This is a genomic window from Arcicella sp. GW822-FHT02H01, from assembly GCF_058802005.1.
In genome coordinates this window covers 939,607-957,467 of record NZ_JBXANT010000001.1, presented here as the reverse complement: position 1 = coordinate 957,467, position 17,861 = coordinate 939,607, and the positions used below count along the sequence as shown (strand labels likewise).

The following is a 17,861-nucleotide window of genomic DNA, read 5'->3' as shown; positions in this document are numbered from 1 at the left end:
GGTTTTATTGATTTTCTTTCTTCTTGGTTTCGTAGTACTGGTTTTTGCATTTTGGTGTACAGTATTTCTCCTGTTTCCCTGATAAGGCATTTCCACAAACAATACATGGCCGTGGTTCTTCTAGCTTCGCCTGTTCTAGTTGAATTTCCTGCCGTGCTTTGAAACGAAGGTATTCGTACATATCAATTTGCTTGCGGTCACAGTGGTTACGAAGTACGACGCATAGCTGATAGTTCTTTGCACGGTTATTGTCAGCCTTACGTGATTTGTCGAAAATAGGGTCAAGTTCTTCCAACTCTCGCCTTGAAAATTCTGATACTTCTGTCATAGGCTGTTTAGCAATTTTTTAAATATTTCAGCAGTTTTAAATATGGTCACTTTATCAAAAAGCAATTCTCCTTCAAGTTTATTTGTGTGAGCTAAGTATTGCATTGCAAAATCAAGGGCAATTTGATTATTCTTGCCTTCAATGGGAATAGGTTCTGGATTGTTTATTCCTAGTAATTCAGCCACCGAAACTTCCAATGCCTTAGCTAAGGCTTCAACCTGTTCTAAGCTTACTTTCTTTTCACGTTTTTCTAATCTAAAATAGAATTCTGGAGCGATATCCATCCGTCTAGCAACTTCAGCTTGAGAGAGTCTTTTACTTTCTCTTATAGTCTTAGCATTAACTGATATATTCATGGTCATGAAGGTAACAGGTGATTTTATTTCTAGTATTTCAGGAAGAGGAACTCCCAATGCTTTTGCTATTTCCATTAATTGCTCCAGCCTTAACTTACTGCCTCTCTTTTCGATTTTTGCGTATTGAGAATTGTCCATATTTAAAGCTCTAGCAATATCAGCTTGAGTTATACTCTTACTCTTCCTTATTTCTACAATTAGTTTTGAGATATTGAGAAATGGGTCTTGAATCTCTGCCATTATCCTATCTCATATTTAGATTCTAGTTCCGTGGCAAATTCAAAAAGCTTGTGAGCCACCATTTCTTTCGTAATGATATTATCTGGACATACATCACGATACACTGAAAAATCATGGAATATTTTGTACAGTCTTTCGGATTCATCGTTAGTTAAATTAAAAGTAACGTCTAGCTTTTTTTGAACTTCTTCATCTTGTTTGTCTAGTACTCTATTGCCTCTGAAATGAAACTGTTCTGGATATAAAATCGGTAACTCGCCAATTCCACAGCCATAAGAACCACATTTTTCGGATGGTTGCTTGCCAAAAAAAGATTCTCTCTGAAACGAATTGTAGAAATAGAAGTTAAACTTCTCATGTCCTAATTTGCCCTTCAATAGGTGTTCAGATAGGGTAAATAACATATCAGTTCTCGGTTGTAGAACTGGTGTGGCTAGTTGGTTCATTGGATTTGATTAATTGATTAGATAGTTCTATTAAATTTTTTAAGCAAATCATTTTGCCGTTTTTGGCATTCTCTATAAAATCCTTTGCAAAAACTTCAAGTATTCTAGTTCCCTTTTCATGCAGTTCGGCAATTTCAAAGGTTAAAGTGTTGTCCGAATTGTACCAACGTCGTATGACATTAAATACCCTTACTTTGTCTTCTGTTTTGTTGTACCAAAAACTCCCTTCTAGTACATCAATTGGTGCGACTGGTGGGTTATTCATATCAAGGGCGAATCTCTCTCCATAGTGCTAGATTCCTTCCCATTGACGTTATCCCAATTTCTCCGTTTTGAGCTTTGTATGAGTTTTCATAGCCCAAAACAATTTGCTCCATTCTATCAGCAAATGAGCCTGTTAATTCGCCACTCCTGAAATCATCTCTTAATAGTTTGCCTAATCTTAGAAGTTCTTTTTTTGTTGCTTTCATGACTTGTTTTAAAAGGGTATGTCTTTTACTGGGTTTGTAAATAATTCGTCTTTCTCAACCTCTTTCGGCTTTACAATTTGCGTATTAGCTTTAATCGGTTGTGTTGTTTGTACAGGCTCACTGGTCGGCTCAAATGGAATCGGTTGTTGTTCTATCTTCTTGGGATGTACGTACATTCCTGAATTCCTTAAAATCTCATCAATGATTGGGTCATGGGCTAAAAAGTCTTTTTGTTGTTGAGGTGTCATCCAATCTTCAAAATGAAATACATAAGGTTTGCCTGTTTTTGACTTAAATATGATTTTCGGATTTTCTTCGTCATCATCTAGTCCTACTGGCATCTTTACATATTCTGTTTTCTTTGATGGCTCTAACTTCTTATTCTCCTTCAGGAAGTCCTTGATAAGCTTTTTATCAAGCTTGTATCTTGAGTTCAACTGTTCGTGAATGAAATCAAGTGTCAGGCGAATTGTAGAAAGACCTGTGGTATCGAATTTCTCGAAAATGTATTCTTCGATAGTTCGCTGAACATACGATTTAGTTTCTTGGACAACCTCTAAGAATTGCTCAGTCACATAGTATTTCTCGTCAAACCAAGTCCTTGATACCTTTTTATGAAAAATCTTTCTATTTCTCAGGTAGTACAAAAAATATGGAATTTCAGGCACTAAAAAATCATCTAGGATATTCGGTACTTGTTCAGACTTTTCATAAGGTAACACCTTCACCACGTACCATCTGGATTCTTCCATTTCGACTTTCATGAAGTTCTTTTTGTTTGTACAAAAACAGAACTTTGCGAAAAAATCAATCTTAATAGAATCTTTACCTTTATAGCTTAGATGTCCCTTTTTAGCCGTAACCATTTTCTTAAGCCGTTCCTTCTCTACGTCCTTCTCAATCATAGCCTCATCCAACCCAATAAATGCCTTTGTAATGTAGTGGGAGTTAAAAGGTGATTGAAATTCTTCATTACCAAGCACCGTGGCATTTTCTCCCAAAATCTCCTCTATCAAGTTCATAAAAGTTGATTTACCCGTACCGTTCTCTTTACTGTAAAGGCAAGGTACTGGTAGCTTTTCTAGTGGATTTTGGATTAGTATTGTCACCCAATCAATCATTAACGCAAACGGGTCACCTTCTTCAAAATTCTCCTCCCAATTGCCATTTTCATGAAACATTATATTGGATTTGCCTCTAAACAAATGCTTTAAAAACTTATAAGTTGCTTCCCATTGTCCCTTTTTGGGAGTATGAAGCATCGGCATATACAGATTAAAGGCATTCTCTATGTTTTGCCTGAAATTCTCTGTATTGTCAGGTTTAATACAAAAGGATTCATATTTAGGAACGCTCTCTAAAAAGTTTGGATAAGCTTTGTACACCTGCTTTACGAATGTTTCTTTGATTTTTTGATACTCATAAGATTTTTTACCTTTGGCATCAATCAATACTACTTTTTTGAAAAGCTGGTCATGTACATAACAAAAGAAGTCCGTATCATGGTGTTTCATAAATACAACTTCTCCTCCATCAAACTGATACTGTCTTCGCTTAAATATGAACGGTTTGTTGCCAATCGTTTCAGCGTAAGTGGCGTGAAAGTTTTTTGAATCGGATAACCCGAATGCACGTACTAAATTCTTTTGCCCTTGTTGATGATTTAGGTCGAAAAATCTAAAGTATTTGCCGATGATACTTAAATCAGTTAAGTCCTGTCTAACATCATTAAGATGTTCCAGATACTTTTTTCGAGATTTGGTATATCTATCTTGTTCGATTTTTGAAAGAGCTTCGTATTTATCCTCTTCAATTTCATCTACACGATTAAGATTAATCAAATCATCAACACCTTTGGCTTTATCCATTAAGCCCTTTTCGATATGACCATACACTACTTTTTTAAGCTCGTATCGGTCTGAATCAATCATGTAAGAAGTCGCTTCTCCAAACTTTAAAATGTTCGAATAAAAAAGATATGGTCGGTGTGACAAATCCCCTTTAGAGTCATAATTTATCGAAACAGCATCAGCATCTTTTAGGAATACAAGGGTTTTCACTTTACACTTCAACATCAATTCTTCAATGTCATGGTGTAAGGCTTCAACACCTTTTTGTTTACGCCAAAGGGTTATTCCAGTGATACCTACAGCATACAAGCCCATCGCACAAATGCTACTTGCTTTTTTCTCGCCTTCAGTGATGTACAACATATCAATAAAGCCTTCTTTCGCCTTTTCAGTCTCACTGATTGCTAACTGATATGCTTCAATTATCTTCTTGTTGAAAAAAGGGAAAATGCCTGAATCCTTGGGTGATTTATATTTCAACCATCTCCCATCATCCATTTTTTTAGGTACTACCAAGCGTGTTCTTGAAAACCATTCTTCGGGGTTGTCCTTCCTTGATGTTTCATAAGTGTACATCCCTCCGTACAAATTCGGAAACAGTATTCTTACATCAGCTTCGTCATTACTGTCCTTTTTCCTATCCTCTGAATAAAGTTGAATTTCAGTGACCGTGTCAGAATCTTCGGTACGAGACACCCTTAAAGTGTTTTCTTCGTCAGTTAGGCCTGTTTGGTAAAATTGTTGTTGGAAAAAGGTTTGTTGAGACATTCTCTAGTTGCTGTTTAGCTACTTTCAATTCGGTAAGTAAGGTTTGAATGGTAGATTGATAGTGGTTATCGTTAATACCATTATGTTGCAGATATTCACATGAGGAAATCCATTTGTTTATCTCCAGTAATGTGAATGTTTTAACCGACCTCAATAAGCGAGGCGGATTAAAGTGTATCCTTTCGTCCATTAGTCTTCTAGTATAATAATATCAGCTTTATTGAAAAGCATAATATTTTTAGATTCCTGTCCTGCTAACATTAGCTTGGTGCTATTGAAATAGGAAACATTAACAATAGCTCCTACTAGATGACTATACACTCCAGATGAGCAATTACAAATCAGTGCTTTCATTTTATGTTAGTTTAATTTAAATGTAGTTGATTTATGCTTAACAAGTCCAAGTTTAGCGGCAAAATCATCGTTTTTGCGTATTAATTTTTGCGGTTTGAATTCTGTGAAATCCATATTTAATAGCTTTATGCACATTTCTATTAAGAAATAAGGTGTATCATCTTTGTCATAGCTTTCTTTGAGGGCAAACCTGAATTGATGCGCACTTCTAGCTTTTAATTCACGCTTAAACTCAATATTTACCCCAATTGGCACATTATTGAGAGCATTAATAATGCGTTGACCTACCGTTTGATAATTTTCTTTCTTTTTTTTCATGATTAGTTGAAATATGTGTTAATTTCATACGTATTAAGTATGTTTTCATTTTAATAATGCATAAAAAAATACGTAATAATGTATTTTTTAACACATACGAAATTATGTATTTACCAGTATAATTCAAAACTTATTCCGCAATAATTTTTAAAAATATTTTTTATGCAAAATCACATCGGTGAATTTTTGAAGAAAGCTATTGTAAATCAAGGATTTGCAATAAAAGACTTCGCAAATATTTACAAAACTACACCAACACACATGTCAGATATTTTGGCAAAAAAAGACATTAGTACGTCAATTATCAGAAAAGTAGAGCCTATTTTGGGCGTAAATTTTAAGCTAATTTCAAGTCTGGATGAGATAGATGAACTTAATGTGAGTGAGGAGTCAGGGCAGTATGCAAAAATAAAATCATCGGTAGGAGGTCGACCTCCTGAATTTAAGAGGAGCAAAATGTTGCCTGAAAACAAGTCATTGACTGCTCAAGATGTCAACCACTATTTGAAGGAAATTGAAGGATTAAAGGCTCTTTTAAGCTCTAAGGACGAGATAATTAAATCAAAAGACCAAATAATAAAATTAAAAGATGACCTAATTCAGGGATTGAATACTAATAAAAGTTGATAGAAAAATTGATAGAAATGAAGAAGAAAAGCATTGATATTATTGATATTTTAAGCAAAAAGAAGCTAACTTGCACGCAATTAGAGGGTATAGGTCAAAAAAATGGGAATCCCATACTCTCCACAAAAAGACAAATAACGCTATTGGCTTTCAATGGCGTTATTTTATGTCTATATTTAGGATTAATATCAAGTTTTTTAAATAATCTGTAGATTATCATTTTATAACAATTAAATATTTCTTAAATCGTTGCTTTAAAACATTGATAACCTGTTAAGATTTATTACAATATTTTTTAATTTCCGATGATATTGCATGATATGCAGTCATTAAGCCTAACCAAAATTTTAAAAAGTTAACTTCTGTGTATTCTCACAGTCAAATTTTCTATATTTGTTAGTAAACCTTTTACAATTAGCAAAAAAGCATAATGGACAAACCAACAATCGAGATTTTAAAGAGTAACAGGGACGCTATCATCAATGCATGGGTAGCAAAGCAAAAAGAAGAAGAAGGATATTTTAATGTAGATGATCAGCTTAAAGATTCTAAAGAACTTGTAGACTCATTCCTAGGCGCATTAAATACTACCACACTTGAGGACAAAAATGCCAGCGGGTTTGATAAAGTAAATGAAGTGCTTATGGGCATATCTGTTTCTCGTGCCAAGCAAGGTTACACCTCTAGAGAAACTGGCTTTTACCTTTTTACCTTCAAAGAAGCCCTTTTAGAAGTACTGTACAACAACGTTACAGATCCTGCAAAACTTTACGCTGATAGCCTTAAAATTAGTAAGATTGTTGATAACATGAGTGTGTTAACTTTTGAGGGGTTTATTAAAGGGCGTGAAGACATAATATCAAGACAAACGGATGAAATAACAGAGATTTCTACGCCTGTTATCAAGGTTTGGGACGGAATTGTTGCGCTACCGATTATCGGTACGCTTGATAGTGCAAGAACACAAGTTGTAATGGAAAGTCTTTTACAACAAATTGTAGAAACAGGCAGTACGATAGCTATTCTTGACATTTCTGGTGTTCCAGCAGTAGATACACTTGTGGCACAACACCTTATAAAAACCGTGAGTGCTACACGTCTTTTAGGGGCAGAATGCATCATTAGTGGCATTAGACCTGAGATTGCCCAAATAGTAGTACATCTAGGGATAGACCTTTCTGGTATTATTACCAAATCAACCCTTGCCAGTGCGCTCAAAACAGCGTTCAATATGCTGCAAATTCAAGTTATCAAAAAGAAATAATTAGCCGAGTATAAACATTATGGAGAGAATTCCTATTTTAAAAATGGGCGATTTTTTGTTGGTAACAATACAGGTAGACTTGTATGACCAACTGGCAGAGAATCTGGAGACAGACCTTGTGAATTCCGTTAAAAAATACGAATCAAAAGGCGTATTAATAGATATTTCTTCCGTTTCCATTATAGACTCCTTCATGGGGAGAATATTAGGAAATATCGGTATGATGTCTAAAATCATGGGCGCAGAATCAGTAATCGTAGGGATGCAGCCTGCGGTTGCTATTACTTTGGTTGAATTAGGATTAACCCTAACGGGGGTATCGACGGCACTTAATGTAGAAAAAGGGATGGACCTATTGCGTTCTAAGATAGAATTAAGTGACAACCAAAGCGATGATGATGACTACTACGACGATACAGAATAGAGAAGAATTTGTTGTTGTCCGAGAGCAGGATGTAATACCTTTCCGCAATAAAGTAAAAGATGCTGCGGTAAAGATTGGTATGGGTATTTTGAATCAAACTAAGCTTATAACTGCTGCAAGCGAACTTGCACGTAATCTCTTGAAATATGGTGGTGGTGGTGCAGTAAGTATAGAGTCGGTTAATAACGGTCGAGAAAATGGTATTCGTTTAGTCTTTAGTGATAAAGGCCCAGGTATCGCTGATATTGATTTGGCAATGAGAGACGGGTATAGCAGTGGTAAAAGTCTTGGGTTAGGCCTTCCGGGAACAAAAAGGCTAGTAAATGAATTTAACATACAATCTGCGGTCGGGCAAGGCACAACGGTTACAATAATTAAGTGGAAGAATGGATAATGTGTTTTACAGTTATAAGGTAGAGGATAAAAGCTATGTGTCTTTTGTAAAACGTGAAATACATAACCTTTGCGTTGCTAATGGCTTCAGCCAGCAGAAAACGGGAGAAATTGATATTATAATTTCTGAACTTTCTTCAAATCTTGTAAAGTTTGTAGGAGAAGGGGAGTTTTTATACCGCACAAGTACTGATATTAAAGGTGATTTTTTTGAGGTTTACTGCTTAGACAAAGGGCAGGGCATCAGCAACCTTATACAAATGATGAAGGATGGTGCCTCTACCTCTCAGACCCTTGGTCAGGGATTAGGAGCTATTGAGCGTTTAAGCTCTGAATCATCGGTTTATACTCTAAAGGAGTGGGGAACGATTGTCTACTGTAAAGTTTATAAAAATCCACAAAATACATTTGCTAGGAAAGAGAGCATCAAGTTGGGTGCAGTGAAGGTAAATATGCCGGGCGAAACCACTTGTGGTGATGGATATGCGGTTAAATATATAAATGGTGGAATTATTTTCTTTTTAGGTGATGGGCTAGGTCATGGCAGTCATGCCCATGAGGCAGTGAGTACGGCAATTGCAGCATTTAAAGCCTGTCATGAAAGAAGTCCTGTTGCTAACCTACAATATATTCACCAAGAAGTAAAAAAGACACGGGGATTAGTAGCTACCATTGCTCACCTCGATTTCAAAGCAGAAAAATGGTTTCTTTGTGGGATAGGCAATATAGCCACCTCAATTTATACTGGTTTAGAGGGAAAAAACTATACGCCTTACAACGGCATAGTAGGCCTAAATATTCCACGTACTTTGACCGATTCTGTTGTTGAATTAAGCAAATACCAAACCCTTATTATGCATTCTGATGGCTTGCGGGGACGGTGGAACTTGAATAGTCTGCCAGGGATTTTAAAGCATTCTCCAGACATTATCGCTGGGGCGCTTTATAAAGATTATGCTCGTGGTACAGATGATATGTCTGTACTGGTTGCCAAAGTAAATTTATAGGATATGAAAGAGATTATTCGCATTAGCTTAGATAACGAAATGGACCTGATATTGGCGCACAAACGCAGTATAAAACTGGCCGAATTGTGTAGCCTCTTGGCTTCCTCTCAAACACGTTTTGCTACTGCGGTATCGGAAATTGCAAGGTGTGCCATTGCTAGCGGACAGGAATCTTATCTTGTTTTGGGAATAGACTCATTGAATGGAGGCAAAAAGGAAATTGTAGCCATATTGTATGATAAAATAGATTTAGCAGGATGTAATCCAGAAGCTTTTTTTTATGCCAAAAAGGTGCTAAAAGATGTTACTGCACACTATGAAGATGATGTTTATTCAATTACGTTAAGAGCCAGAGTACCTTATTCTGGACTTTTGTCTGAAAAGTGGGTTAATTCTTTTGTAGAATATTTTAGACAAGAACCTCCTATCTCACCTTATGATGAAATACGGAAAAAAAATATACAACTAATTGAGTTGGCCGATAGGCTCAGCGAAAGTGAAAACAATTACAGGCAACTTACTGATACGCTACCATTTATTGTTTTTTCGGTGTCAAAATCAGATAAGATATTTGTTGCTAACAAAAATGCTGAAAATATTTTAGGAAGTAATTTTAAAGAGTTTACTCCAGCTACTATACATCAAATAATATATCCTAAGGATATAGACCAAGTTATTAAGGCATGGAATACTGCTAAGAAAAAACTATCAGTACAGAATGTGCAAGCACGTATTGTTTCTGGAAAAGAGGCAATATGGTATCAGATTTCAATAGCACCGCATAATGATGAGAGTACAGCAGGGTGGATTATCAGCATGGTAAATATTCATGCCCAAAAGCTTGTTGAAGAAACCCTAAAGGATAATAATGAATTAAAGGAAGCACAGGAAAAACTGAGACAGTCTAATGACGAACTCCAGAAAAAGAATAAGGAACTAGAACAGTTTGCCTACATAGCAAGTCATGACTTGCAGGAGCCACTGCGAAAAATCAGGAATTTTATTTCCCTTGCTCAACATAATCGTTCGGATGTAGATAAGCAAAACCTGTACTATTCCAAAATCAATGCTTCAGCTGAACGGATGTCTCAATTAATAATTGATGTTTTAGGTTATTCAAAACTTGCTGTAACATCCGAGACATTTGAATCTACAGACTTAAATTCGGTGATATCCGATGTAATTAATGATTTCGAGTTTTTATTAAGTGAAAAAAAAGCAGAATTAACCGTTGCACCTATGCCTTCAGTATTGGGTAGTCCAGTACAATTAGGCCAACTGTTTTACAACTTAATCAGTAATTCTCTGAAATTTTCAAAAGAAACACCAGTAATACACATATCACATGAAGTTGTAAATGAGCGTGGAATTGCTTTGAATAAAATTGTTGTAAACGATAATGGAATTGGTATTGAGCCACACCATGTAGACAAAATTTTTACTATTTTCAAAAGACTGCATCCCCAAAGCGTGTATCCTGGTACAGGAATAGGGCTTGCATTATGCAAAAAAATTGTTGAAAATCATGGTGGGAAAATTGAAATTGATAGCAATGGTGATGATGGCACTAGTGTAATTGTATATTTGCCGTATGTAGCGTAGAGAACAATTGTAGCGTATTTAAGTCTATTGTTTTAGCATTCGTTCTATGTATATACGTTGCTTAGTCAAAATTATAACCATCCAAATCGCTCTACTAGTTTTTCTTTTTGACTACGTGCAACAGCAATATTTTTCCCGTCAGACATGATTAGATAATTCTTTTCTCCCTTTACATACCTTGCAATTTGGTCTAGGTTAACAAGATATTGCCTATGCACTCTGAGGAAATTTCTTTCTTCCAAAATATCCTGTATACTTTTCAATGTTTTCGATACAAGATACTGCGTGCCGTCTTGCAAAAATATACGCGTATAATTATTATCTGCTTCACAATAAATCACTTTGTTAATCTCCGTAAATATTACGCCATTTTGGTAAGGGAGGGCTATCTTATCTGGCAGTTTATGCTCATTAGTATCAAATTGTTGCTTCAACAAATGTAGTTGTCGCTCATCTGTTTGTGAAGATAACATGGCTTTGCTTACTGCCGCCTGCAATTCACGAGTATCTATGGGTTTTAATAAATAATCTAATGCGCTATATTTGAATGCCTTTACTGCAAACTGGTCATAAGCTGTCACAAATATCAACTGAAAATTGAGATGTCCTACGGCTTCCAGTAGTTCAAATCCATTCATTATCGGCATTTCAATATCCAAAAAAACTAAGTCAGGGGCTAATTCTTTTATTTTTAACAAGCCTTCCTTACTTTGAGTACATTCAGCCAATATTTGCACTTGTGGACAGTACAATTTCAATTGCAGTGCCAGCAACTTTACATTATCTAGTTCGTCGTCAATGATGATGGTTCTCATAATTAAAAAGGTAAGTCTATACTCACTTTAGTACCACAGGCTTTACCATGTTTATCTTCTAAATCTATGATGCTGATAGTTGTTTGAATATTGTATAACTGGTTGATAATCAGTAGTCTTTCGGTCGTCATTTTAAGCCCGAAAGATTTATGTTTAGTAATAGATTTACTTTTATATTCCGCTGACTTTTTCCTACCTATTCCATCATCTATTATTTCAATATGCAATAAATTTTCTTGTGGTTGGGTGATGTTAACACTTACTGACCCCCCAATATCCTTATGCATCAGACCATGCCAGATAGCATTTTCTACATAGGGCTGTAAAAGGAGCGGAGGTACTTCTATGTAAAAAGCATCGATATCGTCTGAAATGTTGATACTAAAATGGATTTTTTCTTTAAACCTCATAATTTCAAGTTCAGTGTATAAGGCTAGTGTTTCCAATTCGTTTTCTAAGGTTATTTTTTCAGCCAGAGAGTTTTCAAGCACTCGCCGAATCAATTTAGCAAAGGTTGTAAGGTAGTTAGAGGCTGCTTCCGTATTGTTTTCTAAGGTATACAACTTGATGGAGTTTAAACAATTAAAGATAAAATGCGGATTCATCTGTGCCCTTAGGGCAGTCATTTCTGTTTCGGCTAGTTTCTTTTCAAAAGCAATTTCCATCTTCTGAAGTTTCTGAGCTTCCAACAAATTATGCTGTCTATTAATCTCAACCGTGTGTTGTTTTACTTCTACTTCTAAGCGAGTAGCATAATCTGTTTGCAATTTGTTCTTTTCTTCTTGCATTAGTTTGCTACGGTATGCCAACGCAAACCCAAAGCAAATGGCTTCTCCTACTACGCCTAGCATTCCGAAAATTGGAGGAAAATTGGCAAACATCATAAGTTTTGGATTATCCACATCAATGAATAAATAATAACTGAAATTAGTTACGATGATTAATAAGAAAAATAAGATTAATAAACCTGTTAACAGATATTTTTTAAGGACTCCTTTACTGATGATAATGAGGTATATTAAATAGATATTTACAAGAATATTAGGGATAGGCTGTATATAGAAATAATAGTTATCGGCTAATATAAAACGCCTGAAGTAATTACTAATGATTTCCTCTATTGTTTCTACAATGATTAGCCCTAATAATAGTTGAAATACCCGCCATTTTATAGGATGATATTTAGGGATTTCTAGCATATAAGCAATGAATAGGGCATAGAAGAAAACAATTCCTGAGCTTAGGGGAATATAAAGATTGGTTTTAAGCGGGTCAAATAGCTCAAGACTGAACCGTTGGTCTATAATGATGAGCCATACATATATAGCACATCCTACATAGGCTATATAATAGGCAATAGCTTGCTCTTTGAAAAGTACAAACTGATAACAGGCATTAATAACCATAAAAATAAGGCATCCGAGAGCCATAGCCATCACCAAGAATAGATAGGAAAGGTTCGTGCTATTTTGTTGGTAATTTTTTAAATAAGCTACAGGAGTGATTAATACTGCTTTCAAAGGTGTTAGGTAATGTAAGTGTTCAATCACCTGTACGTAATAGGTATTCGTTTGCTTTGGCAACACAACGATTTCCATCCCTTTAGCACTTGTAGTGGTTTGTTCAAAGAAAAAAGGCTTTTGACCAAGATGCTCATCAGTATATAGCTGTGTTCTGACATGACTATTACACATAAAAACCATGTTTAAGGTATCCGTGTAACTAGTGTTCTGTATCTTGAATTTCATCCAATTCACAATCAAAGGTTTGCTAACTACCTTTAACTGCATATATTCTTGAGGTAATGGAATAAATCGATGTTTTTTTACCGCAGCAAAAGATAGTGTGTCTCTAGCCGAAGCATCATAAAAAAGTGTTTTAGATGAAATATCAACCACTGTATTCGTTGCAGGTTGTTCTTTGAATACGACAGGTTGCTGTGCTATGCTGGCGGTGTGTGTCAGCATTGATAGAAAAAAAGATATCAGCACAAATAGCTTCATAGAAGGATAGGTCTAGCATTAAAAATACAAAAAAATAGGCGTTTTCTTCATATCTTTTAGTGAATGACCATTTTTTTTAGGGAATGGTAATATTCATCTACAATTCAATCTCCCTCAAAAAAAATACCGCTCCCTCATAATACCCGCTATTGGCGATATACCATTTTAAAATATGATTTACAAAACAGAATTTTAGAAGACGGTACCGAAATCTCCTTGTATAAAATAACAATCTAAACGCTTATAAAATCATGCTAAAAAAAACGTTTCGATTTCTGGCGAATATACTGCTTGTGTTTTTGCCGTTTTTCCCAGTGTTAGAAAACTTTTTCTCTACGGTAAATCATGAGAATTTTCCTTCTTATCTAATGGCTTGCGGTGCGTTGGGCGTATTTATATTACTAATGTTATTTTTTCTTTATAGTAGTAGTGATGAACTTAAAAACAAACATAAGTTAGATACAGCTACATGGCTATTATGCATCCTTGGTATGATGGTAATGGTGCCACTACACATGGGGCCACCAAAAGAAAGTGAAGCTTTATTAGCCTCCGCTATAGAAGAAAAATTCAGGTACATAATGCTCCTATTAGCCATTATCTTATTTGTCGTGGCAATAGTCCTTATCATAAAACGCTATTGGTCAGAACTGACTGTGCTTGAAAAGGCTATATTAATACCATTGCTTATAACAATACCTATTTCTATTTGGGATAATTATGATTCTATGATGTTCAGTACAAAGCTAAATGCTTGGATAGCCACAGGAAAACCTGCTGTCGATTTTTCCCCGAATTATGATTTTCACCATACGTGGAGGGCTGTAGGACGAATATTGTTGTATGTAGTTGCAGGATGGTTAAGTATTATATTGGTTAGGCGATTTGCTATAAAGAGATGGGTAACTGTTATACTAATTTTATTTTGTATAATAGGAATTGGTTGCTGTATTACCTTTCTTTTCCATGGATTTGCATTTTATTTCCCTTTTATGGTACCTGCTATTGCTTTGGCTCCGTCATATTGGTTGGGTTTAGCATTGTTAAATAGATTCCATGTTGAAGCTAAATAAATCTTCGCAATAATAGGGTTATATCTTAATTCTAAATGCGTTTTAATACTTCATAAATACAAAACCTATAGACAATTTCCTAATAGGTGATTACGAACATTATTGTATAAACAAAACCGCTGTATAATTCTATACAGCGGTTTTTTATTAATTTTATTGTGCTACTCAAAAAAAATGCTCATTTTTGTTTTCATTGTTTGACAATCTCAATGAAAAGGATTTGTATTATTATTGCCATTAAGACAAGTAGTTGATAATCAGCAATGTTTTTATCAGAGTGTTTGTCTTTGTATAGAGTCAAAATATACCTTAATAGTAAGCATAGTCAGCCTATTATGTTTGATTACAAATCATTCGCGCTATTATTAATATATGAATCTTAGAAAAATATATTGGCTAATGCAAATCTCAAGTTGGTTGCTCATTGCCATAATGGCTTTGAAATACACCATTTTAGAGGAAGCTAGCTTTACCCTTTCATTCGAATATTTCATCTCGGTATTTGTGTATGGTCTTTTTACCACACATACTTACAAACTAGTTGTTGATAAATACCAAGTAGATGAAGCTCCCGTACAAACTTTTCTATTGTTTCCATTAATAGGCAATATCATTATAGGTTTCTTGTTTTTTATTTTAGATGTTCAGTTCACATCAGCTGATGTGATGAAAAATGAATACAAAAACTTTGGTGATTATTTTAGTTTATTCGTAGATGATATTTGGGTGACAACGCCTTGGTTTTTTTTCTTTCATATCCTTCGGTATGTAACACAGAAACAGACCATGAATGAGAAGATGATTTCGATGGAAAAGATGTTGATAAAATCGGAATTAGAAGCTTTGAAAACACAATTGCATCCTCATTTTTTTTTTAATGCTTTAAATAGTATCAAAGCGTTAATGGTGATAGACCATCATGAGGCTCGTGAAGCAGTAGACCAACTTTCTGATTTATTACGTTTATCCCTTAATATTGGAGGCTCACAATTGGTGAGGGTTGATGAAGAAATAAAGCTAACCAAAGCCTATTTGTTTTTAGAAAAAATAAGGTTTGATAAAAGACTTAAGTATCAATTTAAGGTAGATGATAAGCTAAACAATAAGATGATTATTCCTATTTCATTAAGTACGCTTATCGAAAATGCTATCAAACATGGTATTGCAAAAAATAAAAATGGAGGAGAAATTATTATTCAAATCTATGAAGAAAGAGAAAGTTTACTGATAAAAGTAAGTAATACTGGAAGTTTTATTGCGAATGATACCAAACGAACTGATGGGGGTATTGGACTGACCAATCTGAAAAAACGATTAGAATTACAATATGGAGGCGAAGGTTCATTGCATATTGAGGATGTAAATGGGAATGTAGTTTCAACGATTTTAATTCCAATGTCAAAAACTAATTTGTCTTAACCTTACAACGACCAAGGTTAAATATTTTATTTTCACTCAAGAAGCACTTAAATTGCATGATACTCAACAAATTTTAAAACAAATATGAAAAAATTACTATTGTTACTATCATTTTGTAGCCTTTCGTTCTTTACTCAGGCACAGAAACTGACAGTCGCCCAATTGGATTCTATTTTCGTTCGTGAAAACTATGTTAAAACTCAGTACGAAATAGAAATGAGAGATGGTGTAAAGCTTTTTACCAATGTCTATACTCCCAAAGATGCCTCTTCCAATAATCAATATCCTATCTTATTAGCACGTACTTGTTATTCGGTAGCTCCATACGGGAAAAATGATTATCCATCAGTTTTGTCTTATTCAAAGTATTTGATGCGAGAAAAATTCATTTTCGTTAATCAAGACGTTCGTGGACGCTGGATGTCTGAGGGCAGTTGGACCAATATGACGCCACATATCCCAAACAAGAATAGTAAGAAAGATATTGACGAAGCCACGGATACGTATGATACAATAGACTGGCTAGTGAAAAATCTACCTGGTAATAATGGTAAGGTGGGACAATATGGTATTTCATATCCAGGTTTTTATACCATAGCTGGGGCTTTATGTGGGCATCCTGCCTTAAAAGCATCTTCTCCGCAAGCACCCGTATCTGATTTCTTTTTTGATGATTTCCATCACAATGGAGCATTCACCATGGGCTATGGCTTGACTTTCCCAGTTTTTGGTTTACAACATCCTAAACCAACTGATAAATCTTGGTATGATGAGCAGTTCCCGAAGATAAAAACATTGGATGGTTTTGAATGGTACAAAACAATGTCTCCTCTAAAAAACCTTGGAGAAAACTATACTAACAATTTCTTTTGGCAAGAACATGTAGAACATCCTAATTACGATGAATTCTGGCAGAAAAGAAGTATAGTACCACATTTGAAAAACATTAAAAATCCCCCTGCCATTATGATTGTAGGCGGTTGGTTTGATGCCGAAGATTTGTATGGTCCACTAACGATTTATAAAGCCGTTGAGAAAAACAATCCTAATATTTATAATTCAATTGTGATGGGTCCATTCGGTCATGGCGATTGGGCGCGTGAACGTGGTCACCATTTTCACTCAAATGTTTATTTTGGAGACAGTATCTCAACATACTATCAAAGAAATATTGAGCTTAAATTTTTCAAACATTTTTTGAAAGATGCGGGAGATGGCAAAACAGATTTAGCTGAAGCAACACTATTTGATACGGGTAAAAAGGAGTGGAGAGAGTTTGCAGAGTATCCTGTTAAGAACGCTCAAAAAATAGATTTCTACTTGAGTCCTAATGGTAAAATTACCACTGGTACTGAGGCTAAAGGATTTGCAGAATTTATCTCTGACCCTTCAAAGCCTGTACCTTATACAGAAGACCCTAAACAGATTTTAGGATTCAGTCCAAGAAATTACATGAGTGAAGACCAACGTTTCGCAGGACGCAGAACGGATGTATTGACATTTGAGACGGATGTTTTAACGGAAGATATTACTTTAGGCGGTGAGATTATGGCTAATCTTAAAATTTCAACAACAGGTACAGATGCTGATTGGTTTGTAAAATTGGTAGACGTATACCCTGGAAACGAACCTAATAGCCCATATACACCAACCCATATTACATTGGGAGGTTATCAGCAGATGGTAAGAAGCGAAATCATGCGTTCTCGTTTTAGGAATTCATTTAGCAAACCAGAGCCCTTAGTAGCAAATAAAATCACTGATGTTAATTTCCGTTTGCAAGATGTGTTGCATACTTTCAAAAAAGGACATAAAATCATGATTCAGGTTCAGTCGACAGCCTTCCCGTTGTTTGATATTAATCCTCAGAAATATGTAGATAATATCTATAAAGCCAAAGAAAGTGATTTCCAAAAAGCTACACACCGCGTATATGGCAATAGCAAAATTTCGGTAGAGGTATTGAAGTAGACTTTTGGGGGACTAGAGACTTTAGGATTAAGGACTTTAGGAATAAAGATAAAAATAAATCAAAGCGGTTGTTTCTGAAGAGGCAATCGCTTTTGTTTTTTAGTTGCTAGAATCTGGAAGAAGTGAAAAATAA

General features: G+C 35.1%; 19 protein-coding genes. 9 read left to right on the top strand and 10 right to left on the bottom strand.

Annotated elements, in window-relative coordinates; all coding sequences use genetic code 11:
• Window positions 1-4: 4 nt before the first annotated feature.
• From AC1RNE_RS04115 to AC1RNE_RS04080, 8 genes are all read right to left on the bottom strand, one after another.
• On the bottom strand, window positions 5-328 hold the full coding sequence (locus tag AC1RNE_RS04115) for a hypothetical protein (protein ID WP_492799763.1): 324 nt from the start codon (window positions 326-328) through the stop codon (window positions 5-7).
• Window positions 325-924: a helix-turn-helix domain-containing protein gene (locus AC1RNE_RS04110; RefSeq protein ID WP_492799762.1), complete on the bottom strand. Its 600-nt coding sequence runs from the start codon at window positions 922-924 to the stop codon at window positions 325-327. Before AC1RNE_RS04110 ends, AC1RNE_RS04115 begins: the two co-directional genes overlap by 4 nt.
• On the bottom strand, window positions 924-1,370 hold the full coding sequence (locus AC1RNE_RS04105; RefSeq protein ID WP_492799761.1) for a hypothetical protein: 447 nt from the start codon (window positions 1,368-1,370) through the stop codon (window positions 924-926). The genes AC1RNE_RS04110 and AC1RNE_RS04105 overlap by 1 nt, the downstream gene beginning before the upstream one ends.
• The gene (locus AC1RNE_RS04100; RefSeq protein ID WP_492799760.1) at window positions 1,330-1,635 is read right to left on the bottom strand and encodes a hypothetical protein; all 306 of its coding nucleotides are present in this window, start codon (window positions 1,633-1,635) and stop codon (window positions 1,330-1,332) included. The genes AC1RNE_RS04105 and AC1RNE_RS04100 overlap by 41 nt, the downstream gene beginning before the upstream one ends.
• 1 nt (window position 1,636) lies before the next feature.
• Window positions 1,637-1,840 carry a hypothetical protein gene (locus AC1RNE_RS04095; protein WP_492799759.1) on the bottom strand — a complete coding sequence of 68 codons (204 nt, stop codon included), beginning with the start codon at window positions 1,838-1,840 and terminating at the stop codon, window positions 1,637-1,639.
• Between the two features lie 8 nt (window positions 1,841-1,848).
• Window positions 1,849-4,458, bottom strand: a complete 2,610-nt coding sequence (locus tag AC1RNE_RS04090; RefSeq protein ID WP_492799758.1) for a primase-helicase family protein — start codon at window positions 4,456-4,458, stop codon at window positions 1,849-1,851.
• 189 nt (window positions 4,459-4,647) lie between these two features.
• A complete protein-coding gene (locus AC1RNE_RS04085; RefSeq protein WP_492799757.1) occupies window positions 4,648-4,812 on the bottom strand; it encodes a hypothetical protein in 165 nt (54 codons plus the stop codon).
• Between the two features lie 6 nt (window positions 4,813-4,818).
• The gene (locus AC1RNE_RS04080; RefSeq protein WP_492799756.1) at window positions 4,819-5,130 is read right to left on the bottom strand and encodes a hypothetical protein; all 312 of its coding nucleotides are present in this window, start codon (window positions 5,128-5,130) and stop codon (window positions 4,819-4,821) included.
• Between the two features lie 162 nt (window positions 5,131-5,292).
• Here AC1RNE_RS04080 and AC1RNE_RS04075 point away from each other — a divergent pair, with 162 nt between their 5' ends.
• The 6 genes from AC1RNE_RS04075 to AC1RNE_RS04050 all read left to right on the top strand — a co-directional run bounded on the left by AC1RNE_RS04075 (window position 5,293) and on the right by AC1RNE_RS04050 (window position 10,447).
• Entirely contained in the window at window positions 5,293-5,757 is a 465-nt protein-coding gene (locus AC1RNE_RS04075; protein WP_492799755.1) for a hypothetical protein, read from the top strand.
• Between the two features lie 430 nt (window positions 5,758-6,187).
• On the top strand, window positions 6,188-7,021 hold the full coding sequence (locus AC1RNE_RS04070; RefSeq protein ID WP_492799754.1) for an STAS domain-containing protein: 834 nt from the start codon (window positions 6,188-6,190) through the stop codon (window positions 7,019-7,021).
• 19 nt (window positions 7,022-7,040) lie between these two features.
• Window positions 7,041-7,445: an STAS domain-containing protein gene (locus AC1RNE_RS04065; RefSeq protein ID WP_492799753.1), complete on the top strand. Its 405-nt coding sequence runs from the start codon at window positions 7,041-7,043 to the stop codon at window positions 7,443-7,445.
• Window positions 7,420-7,839, top strand: coding sequence for an anti-sigma regulatory factor (locus tag AC1RNE_RS04060; RefSeq protein ID WP_492803603.1), 420 nt, complete (start codon window positions 7,420-7,422; stop codon window positions 7,837-7,839). The genes AC1RNE_RS04065 and AC1RNE_RS04060 overlap by 26 nt, the downstream gene beginning before the upstream one ends.
• The gene (locus AC1RNE_RS04055) at window positions 7,832-8,845 is read left to right on the top strand and encodes a SpoIIE family protein phosphatase (RefSeq protein ID WP_492799752.1); all 1,014 of its coding nucleotides are present in this window, start codon (window positions 7,832-7,834) and stop codon (window positions 8,843-8,845) included. Before AC1RNE_RS04060 ends, AC1RNE_RS04055 begins: the two co-directional genes overlap by 8 nt.
• A 3-nt stretch (window positions 8,846-8,848) precedes the next feature.
• Window positions 8,849-10,447, top strand: a complete 1,599-nt coding sequence (locus AC1RNE_RS04050; protein ID WP_492799751.1) for a sensor histidine kinase — start codon at window positions 8,849-8,851, stop codon at window positions 10,445-10,447.
• A gap of 71 nt (window positions 10,448-10,518) precedes the next feature.
• Here AC1RNE_RS04050 and AC1RNE_RS04045 read toward each other — a convergent pair whose 3' ends face one another.
• Both AC1RNE_RS04045 and AC1RNE_RS04040 read right to left on the bottom strand, forming a co-directional pair.
• The gene (locus AC1RNE_RS04045; RefSeq protein ID WP_492799750.1) at window positions 10,519-11,262 is read right to left on the bottom strand and encodes a LytR/AlgR family response regulator transcription factor; all 744 of its coding nucleotides are present in this window, start codon (window positions 11,260-11,262) and stop codon (window positions 10,519-10,521) included.
• 2 nt (window positions 11,263-11,264) lie between these two features.
• Window positions 11,265-13,229, bottom strand: a complete 1,965-nt coding sequence (locus tag AC1RNE_RS04040) for a sensor histidine kinase (RefSeq protein ID WP_492799749.1) — start codon at window positions 13,227-13,229, stop codon at window positions 11,265-11,267.
• 287 nt (window positions 13,230-13,516) lie between these two features.
• Here AC1RNE_RS04040 and AC1RNE_RS04035 point away from each other — a divergent pair, with 287 nt between their 5' ends.
• From AC1RNE_RS04035 to AC1RNE_RS04025, 3 genes are all read left to right on the top strand, one after another.
• Complete coding sequence (locus AC1RNE_RS04035) at window positions 13,517-14,338, top strand: hypothetical protein (protein WP_492799748.1); 822 nt, start codon at window positions 13,517-13,519, stop codon at window positions 14,336-14,338.
• 399 nt (window positions 14,339-14,737) lie between these two features.
• The gene (locus tag AC1RNE_RS04030; RefSeq protein ID WP_492799747.1) at window positions 14,738-15,757 is read left to right on the top strand and encodes a sensor histidine kinase; all 1,020 of its coding nucleotides are present in this window, start codon (window positions 14,738-14,740) and stop codon (window positions 15,755-15,757) included.
• Window positions 15,758-15,841: 84 nt separating this feature from the next.
• Entirely contained in the window at window positions 15,842-17,728 is a 1,887-nt protein-coding gene (locus AC1RNE_RS04025; protein ID WP_492799746.1) for a CocE/NonD family hydrolase, read from the top strand.
• The last annotated feature ends 133 nt before the right edge of the window (window positions 17,729-17,861 follow it).

Excerpts from the sequence above, each read along its gene's own strand:
- AC1RNE_RS04030 (WP_492799747.1), top strand. The coding sequence starts at position 14,738 with ATGCAAATCTCAAGTTGGTTGCTCATTGCCATAATGGCTTTGAAATAC.
- AC1RNE_RS04025 (WP_492799746.1), top strand. The coding sequence starts at position 15,842 with ATGAAAAAATTACTATTGTTACTATCATTTTGTAGCCTTTCGTTCTTT.
- AC1RNE_RS04095 (WP_492799759.1), bottom strand. The coding sequence starts at position 1,840 with ATGAAAGCAACAAAAAAAGAACTTCTAAGATTAGGCAAACTATTAAGA.
- AC1RNE_RS04060 (WP_492803603.1), top strand. The coding sequence starts at position 7,420 with ATGACTACTACGACGATACAGAATAGAGAAGAATTTGTTGTTGTCCGA.
- AC1RNE_RS04040 (WP_492799749.1), bottom strand. The coding sequence starts at position 13,229 with ATGCTGACACACACCGCCAGCATAGCACAGCAACCTGTCGTATTCAAA.
- AC1RNE_RS04070 (WP_492799754.1), top strand. The coding sequence starts at position 6,188 with ATGGACAAACCAACAATCGAGATTTTAAAGAGTAACAGGGACGCTATC.
- AC1RNE_RS04075 (WP_492799755.1), top strand. The coding sequence starts at position 5,293 with ATGCAAAATCACATCGGTGAATTTTTGAAGAAAGCTATTGTAAATCAA.
- AC1RNE_RS04035 (WP_492799748.1), top strand. The coding sequence starts at position 13,517 with ATGCTAAAAAAAACGTTTCGATTTCTGGCGAATATACTGCTTGTGTTT.
- AC1RNE_RS04065 (WP_492799753.1), top strand. The coding sequence starts at position 7,041 with ATGGAGAGAATTCCTATTTTAAAAATGGGCGATTTTTTGTTGGTAACA.
- AC1RNE_RS04080 (WP_492799756.1), bottom strand. The coding sequence starts at position 5,130 with ATGAAAAAAAAGAAAGAAAATTATCAAACGGTAGGTCAACGCATTATT.
- AC1RNE_RS04055 (WP_492799752.1), top strand. The coding sequence starts at position 7,832 with ATGGATAATGTGTTTTACAGTTATAAGGTAGAGGATAAAAGCTATGTG.
- AC1RNE_RS04100 (WP_492799760.1), bottom strand. The coding sequence starts at position 1,635 with ATGAATAACCCACCAGTCGCACCAATTGATGTACTAGAAGGGAGTTTT.
- AC1RNE_RS04045 (WP_492799750.1), bottom strand. The coding sequence starts at position 11,262 with ATGAGAACCATCATCATTGACGACGAACTAGATAATGTAAAGTTGCTG.
- AC1RNE_RS04110 (WP_492799762.1), bottom strand. The coding sequence starts at position 924 with ATGGCAGAGATTCAAGACCCATTTCTCAATATCTCAAAACTAATTGTA.
- AC1RNE_RS04050 (WP_492799751.1), top strand. The coding sequence starts at position 8,849 with ATGAAAGAGATTATTCGCATTAGCTTAGATAACGAAATGGACCTGATA.
- AC1RNE_RS04105 (WP_492799761.1), bottom strand. The coding sequence starts at position 1,370 with ATGAACCAACTAGCCACACCAGTTCTACAACCGAGAACTGATATGTTA.
- AC1RNE_RS04085 (WP_492799757.1), bottom strand. The coding sequence starts at position 4,812 with ATGAAAGCACTGATTTGTAATTGCTCATCTGGAGTGTATAGTCATCTA.
- AC1RNE_RS04115 (WP_492799763.1), bottom strand. The coding sequence starts at position 328 with ATGACAGAAGTATCAGAATTTTCAAGGCGAGAGTTGGAAGAACTTGAC.
- AC1RNE_RS04090 (WP_492799758.1), bottom strand. The coding sequence starts at position 4,458 with ATGTCTCAACAAACCTTTTTCCAACAACAATTTTACCAAACAGGCCTA.